Raw genomic sequence first — 19,510 nt, forward strand, 5'->3', positions numbered from 1 at the left:
GCTTTTATCCAGGGTACAGTAAATGAAAAGCCCGCTTTTAAAGAAACAGAGGCCAGATGAACCCAAAAGTCCTGCAACAATTGACCAGCAACGCGGCGTTGCTTCTGGTTTTGAGTTTGCTATACATCCAAATAGTCAGGCGCTGGCAAAACAAAATCCTTATCGGACAAATACTTAAAGGGTGTTTATTCGGGGTCGTATCCATTGGTGTCATGATGAGCCCGTTTCACCTGCTGCCCGGCCTTGTTTTTGACACCCGGTCCGTGGTGATAAGTGTAGGCGGTTTTTTCGGCGGCCCAATCGTGGCGGTTATCTCGGTTCTCATTGCAAACGCCTTCAGAGTGTTCTTAGGAGGGGTGGGCGCATTAACCGGTGTCTTGGTCGTATTCTGCTCAGCTGGTATAGGAGTATTTTTTTATTATTATCGCAAGCAGAGAAAAGTAAAAAACAGGGCCCTTCAATTCTACCTTTTCGGTGTTTTGGTTCATCTGGTCATGCTGCTCTGCATGCTTTCCCTTCCCTGGCCGGTGGCCCAAAAAGCCCTGAAAAACATCTCGATACCGGTCATGCTCATTTACCCCTTGGCAACGGTCTTTCTTTGCTTTTTGATCTCAGACAATGAGTCCAAGGTAAAAGCGGAACAACTCTTCCGGGAAAGCCAGGAAAGATACCGCCGTATTGTGGACACGGCCAATGAAGGTGTGTGGGAGGTTGACCAATCGCTGACAACCATCTTTGCCAACCGGAAACTAGCTCGGCTTTTAGGCTATGAGCCGGATGAACTCATAGGAAAAAACCTTTACGATTTCATTCTTCCGGAAGATTTGGACAATTTTGAAAACAGCATGCTCATGCGCAGACAGGGGAAAAGTGGGAGCTTTGAACGCCGTTATCTGCGTAAAGACGGTCAGTCGGTCTGGGTCCAGGTTAATGCAAGCCCCTTTTTGGATGACAAGGGAAATTTCGACGGTGCTGTAGGCATGGTTACGGATATTACCGAGCGCAAGCAACAAGAAGAAGCCTTAAAAATGAGCGAGGAGCGATATCGGGAAATCATAGAAGGAACCAAGAACCTGGTAACGGAAGTCGACAGGAAAGGTAGGCTGACTTTTGTTAATGAAGCCTCCCGTTATGTGTTCGGCCTGAGCCCGCAAGAGTGTATCGGCCGTTTGGCGTTTGATTTCATTCACCCGGATGACCGGGAAGAAACCATGGCCCAGTTCGGAGGCTGGTTAAAGCACAAGAAAAAACATGTCACATTTGAAAACCGTCAAATAAGCCAATCCGGTAAAGTTAAAGACATGCTTTGGAGTATTAACTTCCGGTTTGACGAAAACGGCTACATGGCCTCTGCCAAGTCCATTGCAAGAGATATTACAGAGCGCAAGCTGGCCGAAAAGGCCCTGAAAAAATCGGAATCATTTCTCTCCGCGACTATTTCAAGCATTCAAGACGGAGTCAGCGTTCTTGATCATGGGTTGACCATAATAAAGGCCAATCCTATCATGGAACAATGGTATGCCCATATGATGCCTTTGCAGGGGAAAAAGTGTCATATCTGTTATAGATCCGCCACTGAACCTTTCAAACCTTGTCCCTCGCTGCGCGCCCTTAAATCCGGGCAAAAGGAATCCGATGTGGTGCCGGGGCCTGAAGGATCGCCTGTGGAATGGATTGAACTCTTTAGTTATCCCATCCACGATCCCGAATCCGGAGCCATCACCGGCGTGGTGGAGTTTCTCCGGGACATTACCGAGCAAAAAAAAGCGGAAGAAGAGCTTCGCCGCCACCGTGAGCATCTGGAAGAGCTGGTGCAGGAGCGAACATCCGAATTACAGAAGGCCAATGCGCAGTTGAAAAAAGAAATCAACGAACGCAGACGAGTGGAGGAAGAGTTAAGGGAGTATGCCCAAACCCAGAAGGTTTTGGTCCGGGAAGTCAACCATCGGGTTAAAAACAACCTTACGGCGATTATCAGCATGCTGCACATGAAAGAAGATTCTCAAGAGGTGAAAGGCCACAATGGTTTTCAGCATGTGCTTTCCGAATTAGAAGGACGTATTAATGGCCTGCTGACCATACACAGTTTACTTTCCGCATCGGGCTGGCGTCCGCTCAAGGTGACGGAGCTATGCCGCCAGGTGGTGAATGCCGCTTCCAAGGGGATTCCCACCGACAAGCAGGTAAAGGTGAAAATCACCCCCAGCGAAATCAAGATCAACAGCAATCAGGCGCACCACCTGACCATGATCATAAACGAGCTAACCACCAACACTATTAAATACGCGTTAAAGGAGCGCAGGGAAGCGGCCATTGAAATTGCTATTGAGCAACAGGAACAAAACTTAAGGTTGGTCTTTAAAGACGACGGGCCCGGCTATCCGGACCATATCTTCAGGCAGACATCTGAGGTTGATAGTGTCGGATTCGAACTGATAAAGGGAATAACCACCAAAAGCCTTGGCGGAAATATAACCTTTGCCAATAACGGCGGGGCTCAGGCATCCATAACCTTTGTCAACAAACCCTGACAACTCTTATTAAGAGGATTACATGTTTGCTCCCAAAGAAATAATCCGAGTCCTGGTGGCTGAAGATGATTATTTGGTTGGCAAGGATATCGCCAGGTCGTTGAAAGGTATAGGCCACCAGGTGGTAGCCGAGGTCGCCAACGGCGAGCAGGCTGTAAAGATGGCCTGTAAACTCAAGCCGGATGTGATCCTGATGGATATTCAAATGCCCGTTATGGATGGGCTCAAGGCCTCGAATATCATCCAGGAAAAGTGCCCCACACCGGTGGTGGTCCTAACCGCTTATGAATCCCTGGAAACCGTCCAACAAGCCGGCGATATGGGAGTGGGCGCCTACCTGACCAAACCTCCCCAGCCTGCGGAGATCGAACGAGCCATTACCATCGCCATGGCCCGCCATGCCGACCTCATGATTTGCCGCAACCTGTACAACAATCTGGAGCAGCGAAATAAGGAACTTGAACAGGCCCTTGTTGAAATCAAGACCCTGCGGGGGATATTGCCAATATGCGCCAATTGCAAAAAAATAAGGGATGACAAAGGTTATTGGAACCAGATCGAAGCCTATATCAGTGAACATTCGCAGGCCGAATTCAGCCACGGCTTATGCCCCGAATGCATAAAGGAACTGTATCCGGATATGGCAGACGAGGTGCTAGATAAAGACGAAGAGCTGAGCTGATGTATCAATTTAGTTGTCACTAATTAAAATCCTGGTTGCCTGGTGATCCGGGCGAACCATGTAAAACCTGCTGTTTTAAGTTTGGCCCTTAAAGATGAATGACGCCTTAATATTCAGCCACGTTTCAATCAGCGGACCATATATTATTTATCCACATGTAAATTAAAACAAATATGGGAATGAGCCAAACCAACTACCTTGCCCAATCGGCCGGAAAGCAGTTTTACCCCTCTTATAATCAAGCGCTCCTTTTTAGCCAGATCAGGTTGCTATGGGTTATTTTGCGACTAATGACGGGTATTTTAAAAGCAGGAGCAAATTTTCCTTTCCTCGCCAAAGATCTTTCTCGGACCCCTCCTCATGATCCCCGGCCCAAAATACTTTTCATCCAAAAACTTAACGTAGGTTAAGTTTCCGGGGATGACCGGTAGAGGGAAAAGCGGGCTTACGTGAATAAATCTGGTAAATTTTTAAAAAGTAAATATCGATAAATTTTAGTTTTCACGGATATTGGAATTATCATGCATAGCCCTTTAGGTATTGACCTGGATTCCCTTATAGATCACCTGCCGGGAATGGCGTTTCGGTGTCTTAATGATAAGGAACTGACCATTCAGTATGCCAGTAAAGGGTCTGTTGAGATTCTGGGCTACGAACCGCATGAGCTGATCGAAACCAAGGCGTTTCGGAAAATGGTTCATAAAGACGACCTCGCCCGAAATTCCAAAGTTCTTAACCGTCTTTCCATACAGTCTCCAAAATACCGACTGATCTATCGGGTTAAAACCGCAGATGGTCGCAATAAATGGGTCTGCGAAGAAGGCGTCGCGCTTTTCTCCAAAAGCGGCGAGATGAAGTACGTCGAAGGCCTGATTACCGATATCACAGATCACAAAATTATAGAGCTTGAACTACAGCAGGAAAACATCCGTCTGAAGTCATCCTTGGGGCAGCGTTACCAGCTTGAGCAACTGATCGGGAAATCGGAACAAATGCAGAATCTGTACGACCTTATCCTTAAGCTGGCGGAAAAGGGATCGTCTGTTGTAATCACCGGGGAATCGGGCACCGGAAAAGAGCTGGCAGCCCATGCCATCCACTCCTTGAGCAAGCGGAGCCAAAAGTCGTTTATTCCGGTAAACTGCGGTGCAATACCAGAGAACCTGCTGGAAAGGGAATTTTTCGGGCATTGCAAGGGCTCGTTTTCCGGTGCTACTGCGGATACTCCCGGTTACTTCCAACTGGCCAATGAAGGAACCCTGTTTTTAGACGAGGTGGGAGAGATTTCATTGGATTTCCAGATCAAGCTTCTCAGGGGGCTGGACGGCATCGGCTACACCCCCATTGGGGGGAAAAAACTTTTAAAATCCGATTTCCGTTTGATCTGCGCTACCAACCGGGACTTAAAACAATTAGTTCGCCAGGGCAAAATGCGGGAAGATTTTTACTACCGCATCAATGTGGTGCCGGTTAAAATGCCGCCTCTCAGAAAGCGAATTGGAGACATCCCTTTACTAATCGACCATTTTTTGCAGGAAAGCCGGGACAAAACCACTTCCATCAAGGATATGCCCACCACCTTGCGGCTGAGAATGGAAACCTATTCCTGGCCGGGAAACGTCAGGCAACTTAAAAACGTTATAGACCGCTACCTTACCCTGGGCAGCCTCCAATTGGAGGAGGTGATGCCCATCAAAAATTTCAATGCCGATTCCGTCCCGGAGACCCAGCAAAACCTGGAACTAGCCCAAAACGTTGAAAACTTTGAAAGCAAGCTGATACGCTCCGCTCTGGAGCAATGTCACTGGAGAAAAGGAGATACAGCCTCGTTATTGGGCATCACCATGAGGACGCTTCAACGGAAGATAAAAAAATACAAAATCCACTAGCCACATAATTTAGGCGACAGTAATGTCGTTTTTTTCTACATAATTGTCGCCTACCGCCTAACTTTTCCATACCAAAACACTTTCCCGTTTATCACCCGACCAACACGACACATTTGTCGCATCTCAATCCATGCCCCAGCATTCGCCCAAAAGCCTGACTCAAATAGTATTTACTTATATTATCAAAGACTTAGATGAAAAAATCTACTTACGGCTTCGCCTGGCATATTTATTGCGCTGTATTTGTGAAAAAAATAACGGCAACGCATCGTGGTGCGGGCAACTAATGATCCGGATCACAACCCACGACTGATTCCCACAATTCCGGGACTCACACATGGGGGATAAATAAAGGAGAAACCTAAATGCAGAAGCGAAATAAAAACGTGGTCATGATCATGTGCGACAGTATGCAGTGGCACTATCTGGGCTGCTATGGAGGAAAGATCAAAACCCCCAACTTTGATCGACTCGCCCGAGAAGGTGTTGTCTTGGATAACGTTTACTCAGAAGGGCTTCCCACCATTCCCGTTCGCCGCGCGCTTTTCACCGGCCGTTACACCCTGCCTTACAGGGGATGGTCACCGCTTGAGCTGGACGACACCACCATTGCCGACATCCTTTGGCGCTACAGCACCTATTCAGCCCTGATTACCGACACTTCCGTCATGCACCTGCCCAAATACGGCTATCAGCGGGGGTTTGATTACGTTTTCAACCTGCGGGGGCATGACGATGACAACCACTATTATGCCGACGATCCCCTGTATCACCTGAAAATGGAGGACTACCACAAGCCCTCTTATCGGACAGATGAAAACGGTGAGAAGGTGGAGGAAATGTGGTCTGTATTTTCCAAAGACGAGATGAAGGGTTACCTGGCCCAGCGTCAGTACTGGAAGACAGACGCCGACCAGAACGTGGCCCAAATCGCCAAACAGTCCATCCGTTTTTTGGAGGAGGCCGACCGCAACAAACCCTTTTTCCTCTGGATTGACAGCTTTGATCCTCACGAGCCCTGGGATGCTCCCTCTGTCTATGATCCGGATCTGAAATGCCCCTATGATCCCGATTACGACGGCAAAGAGATCTGGAACCCCGTATCCACCTATGCGGACAATGTTTACACCGACCGGGAAATGGAGCATATCCGCGCCCTTTATGCGGAGAAAATCACCAACGTGGACAAATGGCTCGGCAAGGTCCTGGACAGAATCCGGGATTTGGGCCTGGAGCGGGACACCATGGTGGTTTTGATGTCAGACCATGGCGAGCCCCTGGGCAACGAAGAGCACGGCCACGGCATTGTAAGAAAATGCCGCCCCTGGCCCTATGAGGAGCTGGTCCACGTCCCCATGATCGTAAAGGCCGAGGGACTGGAAGCCGGGACCCGGAAATCCGCCCTGGTGCAGAACATCGACATCACCCCCACCATGATGGAATGGATGAATATTCCCCAAGAGGCATGGGCGGATATGCAGGGCAAAAGCCTCTGGCCTCTTTTAAAGGGTGAGGTCGAGGATATCAGGGATTTCCTTATCACCGGTTTCTTTGGACAGTCATGGTCCCTTATCACCAAGGACTGGTCTTATATCCACTGGCTGAACCCGGTGGCTCTGGAGAACTCCGAAGCCGGCGGGAAAACCATGTTCGAGGTCTTCGATATACAGGAGGGAGAGGTCTCCGAGGGTGTCGCGGACACCCAAACCATGTTCGACCGCATCAGGAAACAACAGGAAAATCAGTGGACCTGTGTACCCGGTTCTCTCACTGAAGTGCCTGAAAAAGACGGCTTATACAGTCGCAGCAATGATCCCTTCCAGCTCAAAAACGTAATTGAAAAAAATCCTGAGGTCGCCAGGGAACTCTACGACAAGCTGCGTGAGTACATGCTGGAGTTAAAGGCCGAATCTGTTTATTCAGACATTTAGTGTCAGATGTGACTATTTCTCGGGGCAAACCGGTGTTGACCATCCAGCACCGGTGAGTCCCAATCAAATCAATGAGGACTGATCATGATAACCGAAATTACAGACCGTGAATTCGAGGCAAGTATAAAGGGCGGTTTAGTTATCGCATTGTTTTACAAGGATAAATGTCCTTACTGTAATGCCATGAAAAAAATATTGACCAAATTCGCTGGCATGCCCGCAGCCCAGGGCAAGCAGATCAAATATTTCCAGCTCAACCGTGAATCCTGTCCGGAAACCGTGAAAGAGTTAGGCGTGAGCCGAATTCCCTCGCTGTTCATTTTTAGAGACAACGAAAAAATCGCTGAGAAGACCGGTGATGTCACCTATCGACAGCTGGAGAAAATGGTTTCATAACCTCTTGGCGTCACTTGGAGAGTCCCATGGACAATCAATACGACGTAATAATTCTGGGGGGGGGAATAGCCTCCATGACCGCGGCTATTTACACGGCCCAAGCCAACTTGAAAACCGTGATTCTGGAAAAAAGCATCTGTGGCGGCCTGGTCAATACAACCTTTAAAGTCACCAATTTCCCTTCCAAAACGGAGATCAGTGGACAGGAGCTGATGGAGCAGGTCCGGGACCAGGTTGAGGCGCTGGGAGTTGATATCCGCGAGGTGATTGAGGTGGACAGTATTTCACTTAAAGGAGACCTCAAGGTCGCCCAAACCGATGAAGGGAATTTCTCGGCGCCAGTGATGATACTGGCAACAGGTAGAAAGCCCAAGGCCTTACCGATTGGTGCGGAATGTGAGCAGATCCATTACTGTGCCATTTGCGACGGCTCCGCTTACAAGGGCAAGCGTGTACTGGTGGTGGGGGGCGGCAACAGCGGGGTGGAGGAGTCCCAATACCTTCTTTCCTCAGGTGTCGCCCATATAACGCTCATTGAACAGATGGGGCGGCTTTTTGCCTCCAAACAGTCCCAAGCAGAGTTAAGGAGTCACGGCAACAAGGTGGATGTACACCTTAACACCCTTGTCGAGGCAATTCTGACCAAAGACGGCAAACTGACCCAAGTTCAACTAAAGAATACCGAAACAGACACTGTTACCAAACTCAATATAGATGGTATTTTTATATATATGGGTCATGACCCGCAGAACGGGCTCTTCAGCGAAGCCGTGTCCCTGACTCCACAGGGATACATAAACGCCGGAGCACATATGGAGACTAATATCCCGGGAGTGTTTGCCGCCGGGGATATTGTCCATAAAAAATACCGCCAGATCACCACAGCCATGCACGACGGCACAATCGCCGCCCTAAGCTCCGCAGACTACATCCGAAAAATACAGCACAAGATCTGAAACGAATGCCGGAAGCCAAGACAAAAACCCTTTCAGAAATGGCTAAGCATACGATGTCTGACGCACAAACCAAAACCATGGATGCATCCGCCCAGGCCGACGGCCCGGGTCTAAGCAAAATAATCGGGAAATACGATCCCACCATCTTTTTCATAACTGCGGCCGTCACTTTGCTGGCCGTTATCTACGGGATAGTCGATCCTGTTAACTTTGACGGCCTACTGTCTGCCATACAATCTTGGATTACTTCCAGATTCAGCTGGTTCTTCATAATCTCCGTCGCAATTTATCTGGGTGTGGTTATCTACATCGCATTTAGCAAATACGGGAACATGAAACTCGGTAAGGAAACCGATAAACCTGAATTCAGCTATTTCGCATGGATAGCCATGCTGTTTTCATGCGGCGTCGGTGTGGGTTACGCATTCTGGGCTGTGGGCGAGCCCATCATGCACTATATGAACACGCCTTATCTGGCCGAGTCCGCCACCCCGGCGGCCAGACCCATTGCCATCCAGATCGGGGTGATGCACTGGGGAATTCACGCCTGGGGTATATTCGCCCTGGTCGGACTCGCCATCGCTTTCCCCGCCTATAGGTTGGGAAAACCCATGAATGTATCCATATCGCTGTACGGCTTATTTGGCGACAAGATTTCCCAAAACGCCCTGGGCAAGGTGATCGAAATCCTGGCGGCCTTTGCCACCATCGCAGGGGTCAGCACGGCCCTGGGGCTGGGTATTATAAGCACCAACGCGGGGATAGAACACCTTTACGGAAAACCACTGGGCACCTTTGGGCAATTGACCTTCCTGGCGATCCTGATCGCCTTGTATGTTCTCTCCGCAGTCTCCGGCATCAAAAAAGGCATCAAAAACCTCTCTACCATAAATGTGGGCATCGCGTTCTGCTGGGGCGCCTTTATCCTTTTTTCCGGACCCACCCGCGAACTGCTGGAGCTGATGGTGCAGACCATAGGCAGTTACATCAACAACTTTGTATTTGCCACCTTTTGGACCGATGCCAACAACGTCAAGGGGCAGTGGCTTGACTGGTGGACTGTTTTTTACTGGATCTGGTGGATTTCATGGGGACCATTCTGCGGCGGCTTTGTGGCCCGCATCTCCAAGGGCAGAACCATCAGGGAATTCATCCTGGGAGTCTGCGTAGTTCCCACCCTGGTGGCGCTTGTATGGTTTTCCATTGTCGGTGGAGCCGCCCAGAGTGTGCAGATCGCACACATAGCAGACATTGCCGCAGCGTTAAAGGCAGACATGGGCTCCGGAATCTATGTACTATTATCAACCTTCCCTTGGGGTGATTTTGTTGGGGCGATCGTTTTCTTGAATCTGGTCATATTCTTGATCACCTCTGCGGACTCGGCTTCCTTTTTTGTTGCCATGCAGATGTCCGGCGGCAAAACCGAGCCCAGCACGCCCATGAAACTGATATGGGGCATTTTCATCGGCTCCCTGGCCTTTGTGCTGCTGGCCAGCGGCGGATTAAAGGCCTTGCAAAAGGTATCCATTATCGCAGGAACGCCGTTTGCCATTGTGACCTTTATGATGGCGGCATCGCTCATAAAAATGCTGAAGCGATCCTATAAAGCCGAACATCCCGTCATCCAACCAAACAAAAAAAAACCAAGTAAGTAACAACAAGGAATAATAGAGTGACCACTCAAACAGCCAAGCAAAAATTCGGCAATCCGGAACTGTATGAGCAGATCCACCAGGACGCAATGATGCTCATAGAGTCATACGGGTTTTCCGTCTCCCCCCAAGCCAGCCAAAAACTTTTGGAGGCCATGGCCCCTGGGCAGCTTGAAAAAATAAATTACAGTGAAGAACTGGGGAGAATTTACATTTCCCAGGATGTAATCGAATCCTCAATTAAGCTTATAAAACAGGGTATGGACTTCTTTCCCAAAGGATTCGGCACCGGCGGCATGGCGGCCTATATTGTGGATCAGGATGGCCCCAGAACACCGGTGCTGGAAGATATGAACCGGCTGGCCGATATTTACGGCCAAACTGATATTCTGACCAGCCTGCAAAGCTCTTTCAACGTTTTAAACACACTCAAAAGAAAGGACACCGAGGGACGGGCCAAGCTGGAATGCCAGGCCATTGATCACATGGTTCTAGCCGCCGGCGGCAAACTGATCTTGCCCACCATTTACACAGATCAAGGCTATGACCGGCTTAAGAGCCACAACGAGGCCGGACGGCCGGCCGGTGCGGCCTTGAGCATCATTGCCACCTATATGACCGTAAGTGACGAAATGGTGGACCCGTTTATAAAAACCACCACCAGGGGCCTGCCGTTTATCATGAACTCAATGCCCATCGGTGGTTTGACTGGTCCCTACACCATGAGCTCCCTGGCAACCCTGGCCCATGCCGAGGCGCTTTTCGGCATGGTTTTGGGGCAGCTTATTTGTCCGGGGATCAAGTGCTTGAATTCAGCCATGCCCACCATCGCCAACATGACCAAAAAAGATATGCCCATGATGTTCGGCAGCGTATCCAACACCATGGTCAATATTCTGCTGGCCGAGTTAAACCTCCATCTGGGCATCCCCTGTTGTCAAAGCTCCTGCGGCCATCACAGGGATCAATTGGATGACGAGGCCATGGCACAATGCTCCAAGATCTACAGTCTGGTCAATCAGTACGACTATTTCATCATGCGCCATATGTTCGGATTTTCAGCCCAAATCAATGATTTCAGCATAGACAATATGGAAAAACAGATCGAGTTGTACCGTAAGATCGAGGAAAATCCGGCGCCGGTTGAGATCCCGGAGCCGGCCAAGTATGACGAACAGGGTCTGGAGGCCATTTTAGAAGGCCTGGCCCGGCAGGATTTCAGGGTGCTTGATCACACCCTCAAAAACATCGGCAAATCCTTTAACCACTAAAACCAATGCCTTTTATTCACGAAATAAGGGTATTGGACCTGGATGCCGGACGGCTGATGATAGCTGAGAGCAAAGTGAAATCAGCTGTCCGGCGTTTAAACCTTCGAGCCGGAATAAACATGGTCGCCGACAACCTGGCCATCACCCGTCAGGGGCTGTTGGACAAGACGCCGGTTCTTTTAGTTGACGGCAAAATCGTGCAACACTCCCGCCCCATAGAAACATCCCAATTGATCGAGCTCTTGTCTGAGCTTTTAGAGGGATAACACTGATTAAGGGTTGATTGAAAGACAGGCATGTCAAAGGCGGTTGGCCATACCAAAAGAGAGCTTAGGGAACAGAAATACGCTGGGATTTCTGTCGTGTAAAGCCAATAACAATTCATTTCAGAGACAAAGGGGGCTATGAAAACACACCCAAAAACGTATTTTTCCGGAGCCCCAAACGACAATCCGCCCAATCGAGAGGCTTTCCTAAGGTAAAAATTTCGACCGGTTGGCAAAACCACGTTTGTGCCAACCGGCATATGACAAAATCCAAGAGAAGGATTTTGGGCTCCAGGCAGCCCTAATCAAGGACGCAGACGAGCCAAGCTCTGGAGAACACCACAAATTCCATGTATGGACTTAAAGTCAATATTTTTCAAAAATTACTCATCCAAAGGCACAGGACGAGGGAACTTATGATTCCACACGGGATCTATTGTGTAGTTCATGTCCAGGCCGGCAAACTCGGTGATGGTCAGTTCCACAGTGGCCAGAACCGGAGCTGAACCCGGCTGAAGATTGCCGCAACGCATTTGGCCTTCCTTGTCCAGGATCAGGCCATGAAGGTGCATGAACAACTCCCCGTTTTCATCAACCCCAAAGTAACCCTTGGCCACCCCCAGCTCCACCGGCCCTTTCATCTCATAAAGTACGGCCTCATTTTCAAAGTCCCCGGTAAATTCCTCGGTCTTGGCCCACATGACAGAGGCTGATTTAAGGGAGCCGATGGCAGTCACCTCACCGGACTTGAATCCGGATTCCTTGATCAGTGCGACAACACCTTGGTAGACATCTTGATCTGGCAACAGACGGGCGGCCACCAGCCTCCCCGGACGCCCCATGGCGAAATGGCATTTAACTCCCGGAATTTCCATTATTGATCTCCCTTCAATTCAAAAAGAATATTTGACTGGTTCCACGCGGCATTAGTAGTCCTCCGACTGATCGGCTGACACCGAGGAGCTCTTGACCGCCGTTAACGTCAAACATTTGCAACGACACCAGCACTGTTTACTGGAACATCAATTCGAGCAAACCGATAAAGGGTGAGTTTGACATCGCTTTCAATAGAGAGATCCGCCCCCCCCAAAAAACCGTCACCCGTTTCCGAGGCATCGGCACCCTTTTCAATATTACCTTGTTTCTCGAAAATTTTTTCCATGATTGATCCGCACAAAAAGCTCATCACAAGCGAACTTAAAAAACCAATTCGCTTTGCCCAGCCGGGGATCTCCTCTGGAGCTGCCGTGGGTTTCGCTATGCGAACACCGTCAGGTAAAAATTCAAACAAAAATGTTGACAAAACAACGTTGTTATGACAACAATTAATAAAATTAAAAAGGAACCTGACAAATGTCGAATAATTTCAAAGTATTTCCCATTGAAAATTCTCCGGGCTTCATAATGCACCACCTGGATCTACTCCTGAAGTTGGGGCTTCACAAGGCCTTCCAGGCTGAAGGGATAAACATCACAGCGGAACAATGGGCTATTCTAAGTTGCCTTTGGGAAAAAGAAGGAATTCATCAAAGCGCTATCGCGGTGAAAATAGGCAAAGACAGGCACACCATCACCAGAATGCTGAATCTTCTGGAAAAAAAAGGCTTTATCAAAAGAGTCCCAACCAATGAAGACAAACGGCGCTTAAATGTCTACCTAACCGACAGCGGCAAGGAAATAAGGGGGACACTGGTGCCCATTGTTACAGGTTTCCTGGAAAGAGCCTTTATAGGGTTAACCCGCGAAGAAATTACCGAATCCATAAGAATCCTCAGACACATAACAGGCAACCTGGAATCGTTGAAGGCGTGATGCAGCAGATCGCGCCAAGAGATGGATGCCCAAGAATCCGGGCATGACCATTGGAGGCGGACAAATGCTTGAAGTCAGGGTGATTGGCCCAATATTTCAACTCCACAGGGGACGAAGCGCCAACGGGTCAGCCTTTCGGATTCCATCCACTACCAAATGCCGGAGCTTTCGGGCGCGTTTGAATCAAACTCCACTGCACCATGCCCGGATGATCCTGGATTTTGCATCCCGGAAATCGGCAGATGGCCATATTCCGCCCTGTTATGCCGGATTGAAATAGAAAATAAGGGGAAAGGCAATTTAAAACCATGACACAACAATTTATTTTTTCCCAGGCATTACGAGCGTCTTGATCCGCACCGTGCTGCGGACCCGCTCCAATGCAGCCTTTGCCGCATAGGATCTGCCTGCGAAACAAGCAACTAAAAATCAGGAAGGTTAAGCCATGTCAGTGCAATCAGTTCTTGAAGAAACCAAAATATTTCTGGAGCACCTGGGCTTGAGCGAAGAACCGTTCGGAGTGCATTACGATGACACTAAACCGGATAACGCTTTCGGCCCCAAACCCGGCCCCCCCATCTCGCGAAAGCTGGAAGAACAGGGCAAGGTTGATATACAGGAGGTCTTCAAGCGGTTTTCGTGCGTTATGGGCAACGTATGGCTGGCCAGGAAGAAACACCGCGCCGCCTTTATTTCCCCGGAAGAGTATGGGTGCGTCGGAGGCGCTTTTTACTGTTCCATGATGAAGCCAAACCTTAGGTTCATTGAGCACTATGTAACCACGGGCTTTGAGGGCACCCCCATACATGGTGAACGGTATTTACCTTCTCCCGAGGCCATGAGAAAATTCCTGGATCAGGTCAATCCTCGTAAGGCCCCAGGAAAATACTGTATATTCAAGCCTTTGTCATTGTTTACAGAAGACGAGCGACCGGAATTTGTCATCTTTTTCGCACGGCCCGAGGTGTTATGCGGCCTCTTAACCCACGCGGCTTTCACCACAGGCGATGTGGATTGCGTGGCCTCTCCCTTTGGAGCGGGATGCACCAACATGATCTCCTGGCCGCTTTACTATAAGGAAAAAGGGATAGAAAAGGCGGTGCTTGGCGGCTTTGACCCTTCGGCCAGAAAATTCATGAAAACCGATGAATTGACCTTCACGGCGCCCTGGTCCATGTATAAAAAAATGTTGGCCGCCCTGCCGGAATCCATGTTCAATGTAGACGGAGCCTGGAAGGAAGTAAGCAAAAAGGTGGCCCGCAGCGCCAAAACCTGGGGAGAAGACAAGTAAACACAGTCCTTTTAATCCAAGGAGTAAAGAGGTTGGCTTATTCAGGCCAACCTCTTTTCAACTTTGAGGCTCTGTTTATCGGAACCAGATTAACGGCGGCTAAATCAAAAAAAGCGGGGCGTTAAGCCTGTTTTTCATGTTTTCGGCTTTTTGCCCTTAAGCATAGGACCAAGCGCCCTGCCCTGAAATCCGTAACGTCATCAGCCTTTCGTGGTGTTGGGAGGCAAACCCGCACGGTTTTCGCACTGGTGGGAGACAAAGGCGTCTAAGCCATGATTTTTGCCGGGAGAAATTTCGAGAAACCCATTATATCATTTTTTATCGTTGGATTAATAAGTTGCGTCATGGCAGGGGCTATTGCCTTGCAAGCAAAAACCGCTATGGCGGCCAATGAAAAACCTGTGCCAAAAGAAAAAAACAGACTTATATTATCGGATATAAAAATAAAGGTCACTTCCAAGGGACGCACAGCCACTTTCCAGCTCTAGGACACAGTCGCCGCCAAGGAATTTAAAAACCACGTGGAAGGGCAGCGGGACTACAGTGAAGATTTAACATCTGTGCCGCTTAAGCATGGCATATCATTAAAGGAAGCCGAGGTTGCCAAAGCCTTGTTGGATTGGGATGTGTTAATTGATATCCCCATCGCCAAGCACCACGACGGAGTGCTTTTCACCGGCGCTATGAAAAACATGATGGGATCGCTTGCCAGCAGCACCACCCATTTCTTTCACTTTTCCACCGGGGCAAGCGGGTATTACGACGATATCGAGTTTCTCTCCCCTGGTCAAGCCGCAAGCCGTATTTGCCGGAGTGGAGCGGGTTGCAATGGATGTTCATGGCGCAAACCTGCTCGGCGTAAAAAGTGAGGATGTTCGAATCATACAATTGGCGCATGAGCACGGCCCGGGAGAGATGGACCTTAAAAAGCTGCGGATTCAAGAGGTGTCGCTATGAGAGTAAAGATCAAACATGGCATCAGCTTTATGGCGCTCCTGTTTCTGCTCTAGGGCAATGTCGGCATTGCGGCTGATTTTTCGGACTACCTGCCCGCAAACGGCGAGGTGAACGGCTGGAGCCTGGAGGGTGAGCCGGTGAAGTATCAGGGCGAAAACCTTTTTCGCATGATAAACGGCGGGGCCGACATATATCACGAGTACGGTTTCAAGCAGGTGGTGCGAGGTGAGTATTTCGGGCCAAAAGACAGGACAATCAAGCTGGAAAGCTATGAAATGCAAACCCCGGCCGCCGCATACGGAATGTACACCTTCAAGGCCGGTAAAGGCGGCAAGGCGCTCAAGATCGGCCGGGCCTCACTTATGCAGGAGTATTACCTGAACTTCTGGAAAGGCAACCTCTTGGTCACCCTGGTTGGGATGGACTCGGATAAACAGACCATGGAGGGCCTCACCGCACAGGCAAAAGCGGTTGATAAGCGGATTACCCGGACAGGGGCGAGACCCGAATTGGCCGAACTTGTGTTGAGTGAGCCCACAACTCTTTCCAATGCCAGGTATGTGCGCGGCCCGCTGGGGCTGATGAGCAGCTACATCTTTGACACCAAAAATATTTTCCAGGTCCGCCAGGGCATGGTTGGGGAAATCAAAGATTGCAAGGTGCTGGTTTTTAAATACCGGGACGAGGCTGAAAGCCTGACCACATACCAGAAGGCCGCCGCCGGGCTCAAAACCAATAACCGCTTCAGCGGACAGGATATACGGGAAAACCAGGCAGCCATGGTGGATCGGGATGACAACCTGATCCTGATCAACCAACTTGGCAGCTATATCGCCGTTTTAGTCGGGCAGGACCGGGGAAAGGTAAAATCCACCCGGGACAGCTTGGCCGAGAAGCTGGGTAAAAGTCGGCCAGTAAGCAAAGGCTCAGCATAACCGGCTTGAATTACAAAGGTAATAAAGGAGCGTTCCATGGATCGCCGTGAATTCCTGAAAAAGGCCGTCGGAACCGGCATTGCGGCCGGGTGCACCATGGCCTCGGGCGCCTTCTCGAATCTGCTGGCACAGACCCAAACCCCGCCGTCGGCCTACGACCTGGTGGCGGTAAAGGGGGGTGAGCCGGAGGCAATGTTCGACAAGGCCATAGCCTCCATGGGCGGTATGGAAAAATTCATACCCAAGGGCGGCAAAATCCTGGTCAAGCCCAATATCGGCTGGGACGTGCCTCCGGAGCGGGCGGGCAACACCAATCCCAAGCTGGTGGCCCGCATTATCGAACATTGCCTCAAGGCCGGGGCCAAGGAGGTCTCGGTATTTGATCACACCTGCGACAACTGGTCACGCAGCTACAAAAACAGCGGCATTGAAACAGCCGTCACAAACGCGGGCGGCAGAATCGTCTCAGGCGACAGTGAGGGCTATTATCAGACCGTTTCCGTCCCAAAGGGCAAACGCCTCACCGAGGCCAAGGTTCACGAGCTTCTCTTGGATGCCGACGCCTACATCAATGTCCCGATCTTGAAACACCACAGCTCCACCATGCTCACCATCGGCATGAAAAACCTCATGGGCGTGGTGTGGGACCGCTGGTATTGGCACCGCAATGATCTGCACCAGTGCATCGCCGATTTCGCATCCTACAAAAAACCTGCGCTCACCGTGGTGGATGCCTACAAGGTCATGAAACAGAACGGGCCGCGCGGAGTGTCTTTGGGCGATGTCGCGCCTTTGAAAACCCAGATCCTCTCCACGGACTTTGTGGCCGCAGACGCGGCCGCGGCCATGATCTTTGGGACGCGGCCCTCTGACATCCGCCACATTCAGTTGGCCGCGGAGATGAATCTGGGCCAAATGGATCTGAAAAAACTATCCATAAACCGCATCAAGATGTAACGAGATGAAACTTCACCACCTGAAGCCTCTGCGTGTGGCTGTATCGCTTATCTATCTGGCTCTGATCGGTTTTTTGTTTTTGGACCTGTGGAGCAGCGTTTCGCCTTCCACGGCCCAAGGCGTTTTGTATCTTCAGTTTGTTCCCTCATTCCTGAATTTCCTTGATGCGGCGGCTATTGGCGCGGCAGGGTTCATGGTGATTCTTTTTCTCACCGCTTTCTTTGGCCGGGTCTACTGTTCGGTCCTGTGCCCCTTGGGGATACTGCAGGATGTGATCGGCCATGTGGCCCGAAAATGGCGCAAACGCCCCGGCTTCAAGCTAACCAAGCCGCACAATAGGCTGAGGTATTCCATTCTGGGGCTGACAGCGGCGCTTTTGATCACAGGAAGCGGCCTTTTGCTGAACCTGCTCGATCCCTTTAGCAGCTTTGGGCGCATCTTCACCAATCTGTTCCGCCCCCTTGCCATTGGGCTTAACAACACGGCAACCTCCGCCCTGGAGCCCATGGGGGTCCACAGCCTCCACCTGGTGCAGGGGGGAGCGATAGCGCCTTTATCACTGGGGATCGCCTTGGCGACCCTGATCCTCCTGATCTGGCTGGCCGCCCGGCACGGCCGCCTTTACTGCAACACCCTGTGTCCGGTGGGAGCCCTGCTGGGCCTTGTCTCCAAAACGGCGCTTTTGCGCTTAGATATTAATCACGATACCTGCAAGGGATGCAAGTTGTGTGCGGGTGTGTGCAAGGCGGGCTGTATTGACGTCGAAAATAAGACCATAGACGCAAGCCGTTGTGTTTCCTGCTTTAACTGCCTTACAGTATGCAAAATGAACGGATTGCATTTTGAAAAGGTCTGGCAAAAAAAAGAGCCCGCCCCACTTCCGGACTATCAGCGCCGGGATTTCATGACCAGCTCCGGAATGTACCTGATTGGGCTGACCGGAGTTAGCGAGCCGTTAAAAAAGATTCTTCAAAGCAGGCCGACCACCATCCCTTTACGCATAACCAGCCCCATATCACCGCCCGGCTCAATCAGCATTGAACACTTCACCTCCACCTGCACCACCTGCCATCTCTGCGTGAGCGCCTGCCCCTCCAGAGTGCTTACACCCTCGGCCCTGGAATTTGGGCTTCAGGGCATCATGCAACCGCGCCTGGACTTCCGGAAAGGTCACTGCAACTACGATTGCAACATCTGCACCACCATCTGTCCCAGCGGAGCCCTCAAGCCCTTGAGCGTGGAGCAGAAAAAGCAGACCCAACTGGGCGTCGCCCAGTTCATCAAGGAAAACTGCGTGGTTTTCACGGATCATACAAACTGCGGCGCCTGCTCGGAACACTGCCCCACCAAGGCGGTGGACATGGTGCCCTTCCCCAATAACGCAGGTAAAAAACTGGTGATCCCCAAGGTGAACCCGGATATCTGCGTGGGTTGCGGAGGCTGCGAACACGCCTGCCCCACCAAGCCCTACAAGGCCATCTACGTGGACGGAAACCCGGTGCACAAAAAGGCCCAAAAACCAGTGGTCAAAAAGATCAACAACCAGGTTGATTACAAAAAGGATTTCCCGTTCTGAAAGCCTTTGGCAAACTAGCATTCGGAGACATAATTTTCATCATTATAAGAAGAAATACAACAGTATGGAACCGGCTAATTTGTCCTGGTCTAGAAAAGCGTTGACAGTTTGAGGCTTTAAGAGAAAGAGTCGTGGCCTTCCGGTTAAGATGGTTCAAGCCAAAAGAAACATCTTAATTGAGAGGAAGGACCATGACTCAGAATCAGTATATCATCAACCGTAAGTGAACATCCTGGAGTTGGGGCAACCCCGGGCAATATCAACGATGCCTGCCGTACGCTGGGCGTAAGCCTCCGGCATTACAACGATATCAAACAAACTATTAAGGAAGAGGGCTTGGAGCGGTTTTTGGAAAAGAGCCGCCGGGTGTCCAGGGTCGGCAATCGGGCAGCCCCTGAGATAGAGCAA

18 protein-coding genes are annotated in these 19,510 nt (G+C 50.3%); 16 read left to right on the top strand and 2 right to left on the bottom strand.

The window, feature by feature from the left end:
• The first annotated feature begins 56 nt into the window (after window positions 1-56).
• The 9 genes from X474_RS14580 (at window position 57) to X474_RS26200 (ending at window position 11,574) form a co-directional block, all read left to right on the top strand.
• Window positions 57-2,531, top strand: a complete 2,475-nt coding sequence (locus tag X474_RS14580; protein ID WP_044349929.1) for a PAS domain S-box protein — start codon at window positions 57-59, stop codon at window positions 2,529-2,531.
• Between the two features lie 22 nt (window positions 2,532-2,553).
• Window positions 2,554-3,213, top strand: coding sequence for an ANTAR domain-containing response regulator (locus X474_RS26845; RefSeq protein WP_044349930.1), 660 nt, complete (start codon window positions 2,554-2,556; stop codon window positions 3,211-3,213).
• A 521-nt stretch (window positions 3,214-3,734) separates the two neighbouring features.
• The gene (locus X474_RS14595; protein ID WP_052515240.1) at window positions 3,735-5,102 is read left to right on the top strand and encodes a sigma-54 interaction domain-containing protein; all 1,368 of its coding nucleotides are present in this window, start codon (window positions 3,735-3,737) and stop codon (window positions 5,100-5,102) included.
• A 365-nt stretch (window positions 5,103-5,467) separates the two neighbouring features.
• Entirely contained in the window at window positions 5,468-7,033 is a 1,566-nt protein-coding gene (locus X474_RS14600) for a sulfatase (RefSeq protein WP_044349932.1), read from the top strand.
• An 84-nt stretch (window positions 7,034-7,117) separates the two neighbouring features.
• Complete coding sequence (locus X474_RS14605) at window positions 7,118-7,429, top strand: thioredoxin family protein (protein ID WP_044349933.1); 312 nt, start codon at window positions 7,118-7,120, stop codon at window positions 7,427-7,429.
• 26 nt (window positions 7,430-7,455) lie between these two features.
• Entirely contained in the window at window positions 7,456-8,385 is a 930-nt protein-coding gene (locus tag X474_RS14610) for an NAD(P)/FAD-dependent oxidoreductase (RefSeq protein WP_044349934.1), read from the top strand.
• A gap of 53 nt (window positions 8,386-8,438) precedes the next feature.
• Window positions 8,439-10,040, top strand: coding sequence for a BCCT family transporter (locus tag X474_RS14615; protein ID WP_197282121.1), 1,602 nt, complete (start codon window positions 8,439-8,441; stop codon window positions 10,038-10,040).
• A gap of 17 nt (window positions 10,041-10,057) precedes the next feature.
• Entirely contained in the window at window positions 10,058-11,308 is a 1,251-nt protein-coding gene (locus X474_RS14620) for a trimethylamine methyltransferase family protein (protein ID WP_044349935.1), read from the top strand.
• Between the two features lie 74 nt (window positions 11,309-11,382).
• Window positions 11,383-11,574 carry a hypothetical protein gene (locus X474_RS26200; RefSeq protein WP_197282122.1) on the top strand — a complete coding sequence of 64 codons (192 nt, stop codon included), beginning with the start codon at window positions 11,383-11,385 and terminating at the stop codon, window positions 11,572-11,574.
• A gap of 383 nt (window positions 11,575-11,957) precedes the next feature.
• Here X474_RS26200 and X474_RS14630 read toward each other — a convergent pair whose 3' ends face one another.
• Together X474_RS14630 and X474_RS26850 are read right to left on the bottom strand one after the other, a co-directional pair.
• Window positions 11,958-12,449, bottom strand: coding sequence for a PPC domain-containing DNA-binding protein (locus tag X474_RS14630; RefSeq protein ID WP_044349937.1), 492 nt, complete (start codon window positions 12,447-12,449; stop codon window positions 11,958-11,960).
• 107 nt (window positions 12,450-12,556) lie between these two features.
• Window positions 12,557-12,736: a hypothetical protein gene (locus X474_RS26850; protein ID WP_044349938.1), complete on the bottom strand. Its 180-nt coding sequence runs from the start codon at window positions 12,734-12,736 to the stop codon at window positions 12,557-12,559.
• Between the two features lie 191 nt (window positions 12,737-12,927).
• On the opposite strand from X474_RS26850, the gene X474_RS14640 reads away from it, so the two are divergent.
• The 7 genes from X474_RS14640 (at window position 12,928) to X474_RS14670 (ending at window position 19,102) form a co-directional block, all read left to right on the top strand.
• Complete coding sequence (locus tag X474_RS14640) at window positions 12,928-13,386, top strand: MarR family winged helix-turn-helix transcriptional regulator (protein ID WP_044349939.1); 459 nt, start codon at window positions 12,928-12,930, stop codon at window positions 13,384-13,386.
• A gap of 445 nt (window positions 13,387-13,831) precedes the next feature.
• Window positions 13,832-14,677 (top strand): DUF169 domain-containing protein, encoded by an 846-nt coding sequence (locus tag X474_RS14645; RefSeq protein ID WP_044349940.1) that lies wholly within the window; start codon window positions 13,832-13,834, stop codon window positions 14,675-14,677.
• Between the two features lie 272 nt (window positions 14,678-14,949).
• Window positions 14,950-15,165, top strand: a complete 216-nt coding sequence (locus tag X474_RS14650) for a hypothetical protein (protein ID WP_044349941.1) — start codon at window positions 14,950-14,952, stop codon at window positions 15,163-15,165.
• Between the two features lie 33 nt (window positions 15,166-15,198).
• Entirely contained in the window at window positions 15,199-15,546 is a 348-nt protein-coding gene (locus tag X474_RS14655) for a DUF362 domain-containing protein (protein WP_044349942.1), read from the top strand.
• A gap of 195 nt (window positions 15,547-15,741) precedes the next feature.
• Window positions 15,742-16,569, top strand: coding sequence for a DUF6599 family protein (locus X474_RS14660; RefSeq protein ID WP_044349943.1), 828 nt, complete (start codon window positions 15,742-15,744; stop codon window positions 16,567-16,569).
• 36 nt (window positions 16,570-16,605) lie between these two features.
• Window positions 16,606-17,526: a DUF362 domain-containing protein gene (locus tag X474_RS14665; RefSeq protein WP_044349944.1), complete on the top strand. Its 921-nt coding sequence runs from the start codon at window positions 16,606-16,608 to the stop codon at window positions 17,524-17,526.
• A 4-nt stretch (window positions 17,527-17,530) separates the two neighbouring features.
• Complete coding sequence (locus X474_RS14670) at window positions 17,531-19,102, top strand: 4Fe-4S binding protein (RefSeq protein WP_044349945.1); 1,572 nt, start codon at window positions 17,531-17,533, stop codon at window positions 19,100-19,102.
• The last annotated feature ends 408 nt before the right edge of the window (window positions 19,103-19,510 follow it).

The sequence above is a fragment of the Dethiosulfatarculus sandiegensis genome, assembly GCF_000931935.2.
GTDB classification, from domain to species: domain Bacteria; phylum Desulfobacterota; class Desulfarculia; order Desulfarculales; family Desulfarculaceae; genus Dethiosulfatarculus; species Dethiosulfatarculus sandiegensis.

Excerpts from the sequence above, each read along its gene's own strand:
- X474_RS14580 (WP_044349929.1), top strand. The coding sequence starts at position 57 with ATGAACCCAAAAGTCCTGCAACAATTGACCAGCAACGCGGCGTTGCTT.
- X474_RS26845 (WP_044349930.1), top strand. The coding sequence starts at position 2,554 with ATGTTTGCTCCCAAAGAAATAATCCGAGTCCTGGTGGCTGAAGATGAT.
- X474_RS14595 (WP_052515240.1), top strand. The coding sequence starts at position 3,735 with ATGCATAGCCCTTTAGGTATTGACCTGGATTCCCTTATAGATCACCTG.
- X474_RS14600 (WP_044349932.1), top strand. The coding sequence starts at position 5,468 with ATGCAGAAGCGAAATAAAAACGTGGTCATGATCATGTGCGACAGTATG.
- X474_RS14605 (WP_044349933.1), top strand. The coding sequence starts at position 7,118 with ATGATAACCGAAATTACAGACCGTGAATTCGAGGCAAGTATAAAGGGC.
- X474_RS14610 (WP_044349934.1), top strand. The coding sequence starts at position 7,456 with ATGGACAATCAATACGACGTAATAATTCTGGGGGGGGGAATAGCCTCC.
- X474_RS14615 (WP_197282121.1), top strand. The coding sequence starts at position 8,439 with ATGTCTGACGCACAAACCAAAACCATGGATGCATCCGCCCAGGCCGAC.
- X474_RS14630 (WP_044349937.1), bottom strand. The coding sequence starts at position 12,449 with ATGGAAATTCCGGGAGTTAAATGCCATTTCGCCATGGGGCGTCCGGGG.
- X474_RS26850 (WP_044349938.1), bottom strand. The coding sequence starts at position 12,736 with ATGGAAAAAATTTTCGAGAAACAAGGTAATATTGAAAAGGGTGCCGAT.
- X474_RS14640 (WP_044349939.1), top strand. The coding sequence starts at position 12,928 with ATGTCGAATAATTTCAAAGTATTTCCCATTGAAAATTCTCCGGGCTTC.
- X474_RS14645 (WP_044349940.1), top strand. The coding sequence starts at position 13,832 with ATGTCAGTGCAATCAGTTCTTGAAGAAACCAAAATATTTCTGGAGCAC.
- X474_RS14650 (WP_044349941.1), top strand. The coding sequence starts at position 14,950 with ATGATTTTTGCCGGGAGAAATTTCGAGAAACCCATTATATCATTTTTT.
- X474_RS14665 (WP_044349944.1), top strand. The coding sequence starts at position 16,606 with ATGGATCGCCGTGAATTCCTGAAAAAGGCCGTCGGAACCGGCATTGCG.
- X474_RS14670 (WP_044349945.1), top strand. The coding sequence starts at position 17,531 with ATGAAACTTCACCACCTGAAGCCTCTGCGTGTGGCTGTATCGCTTATC.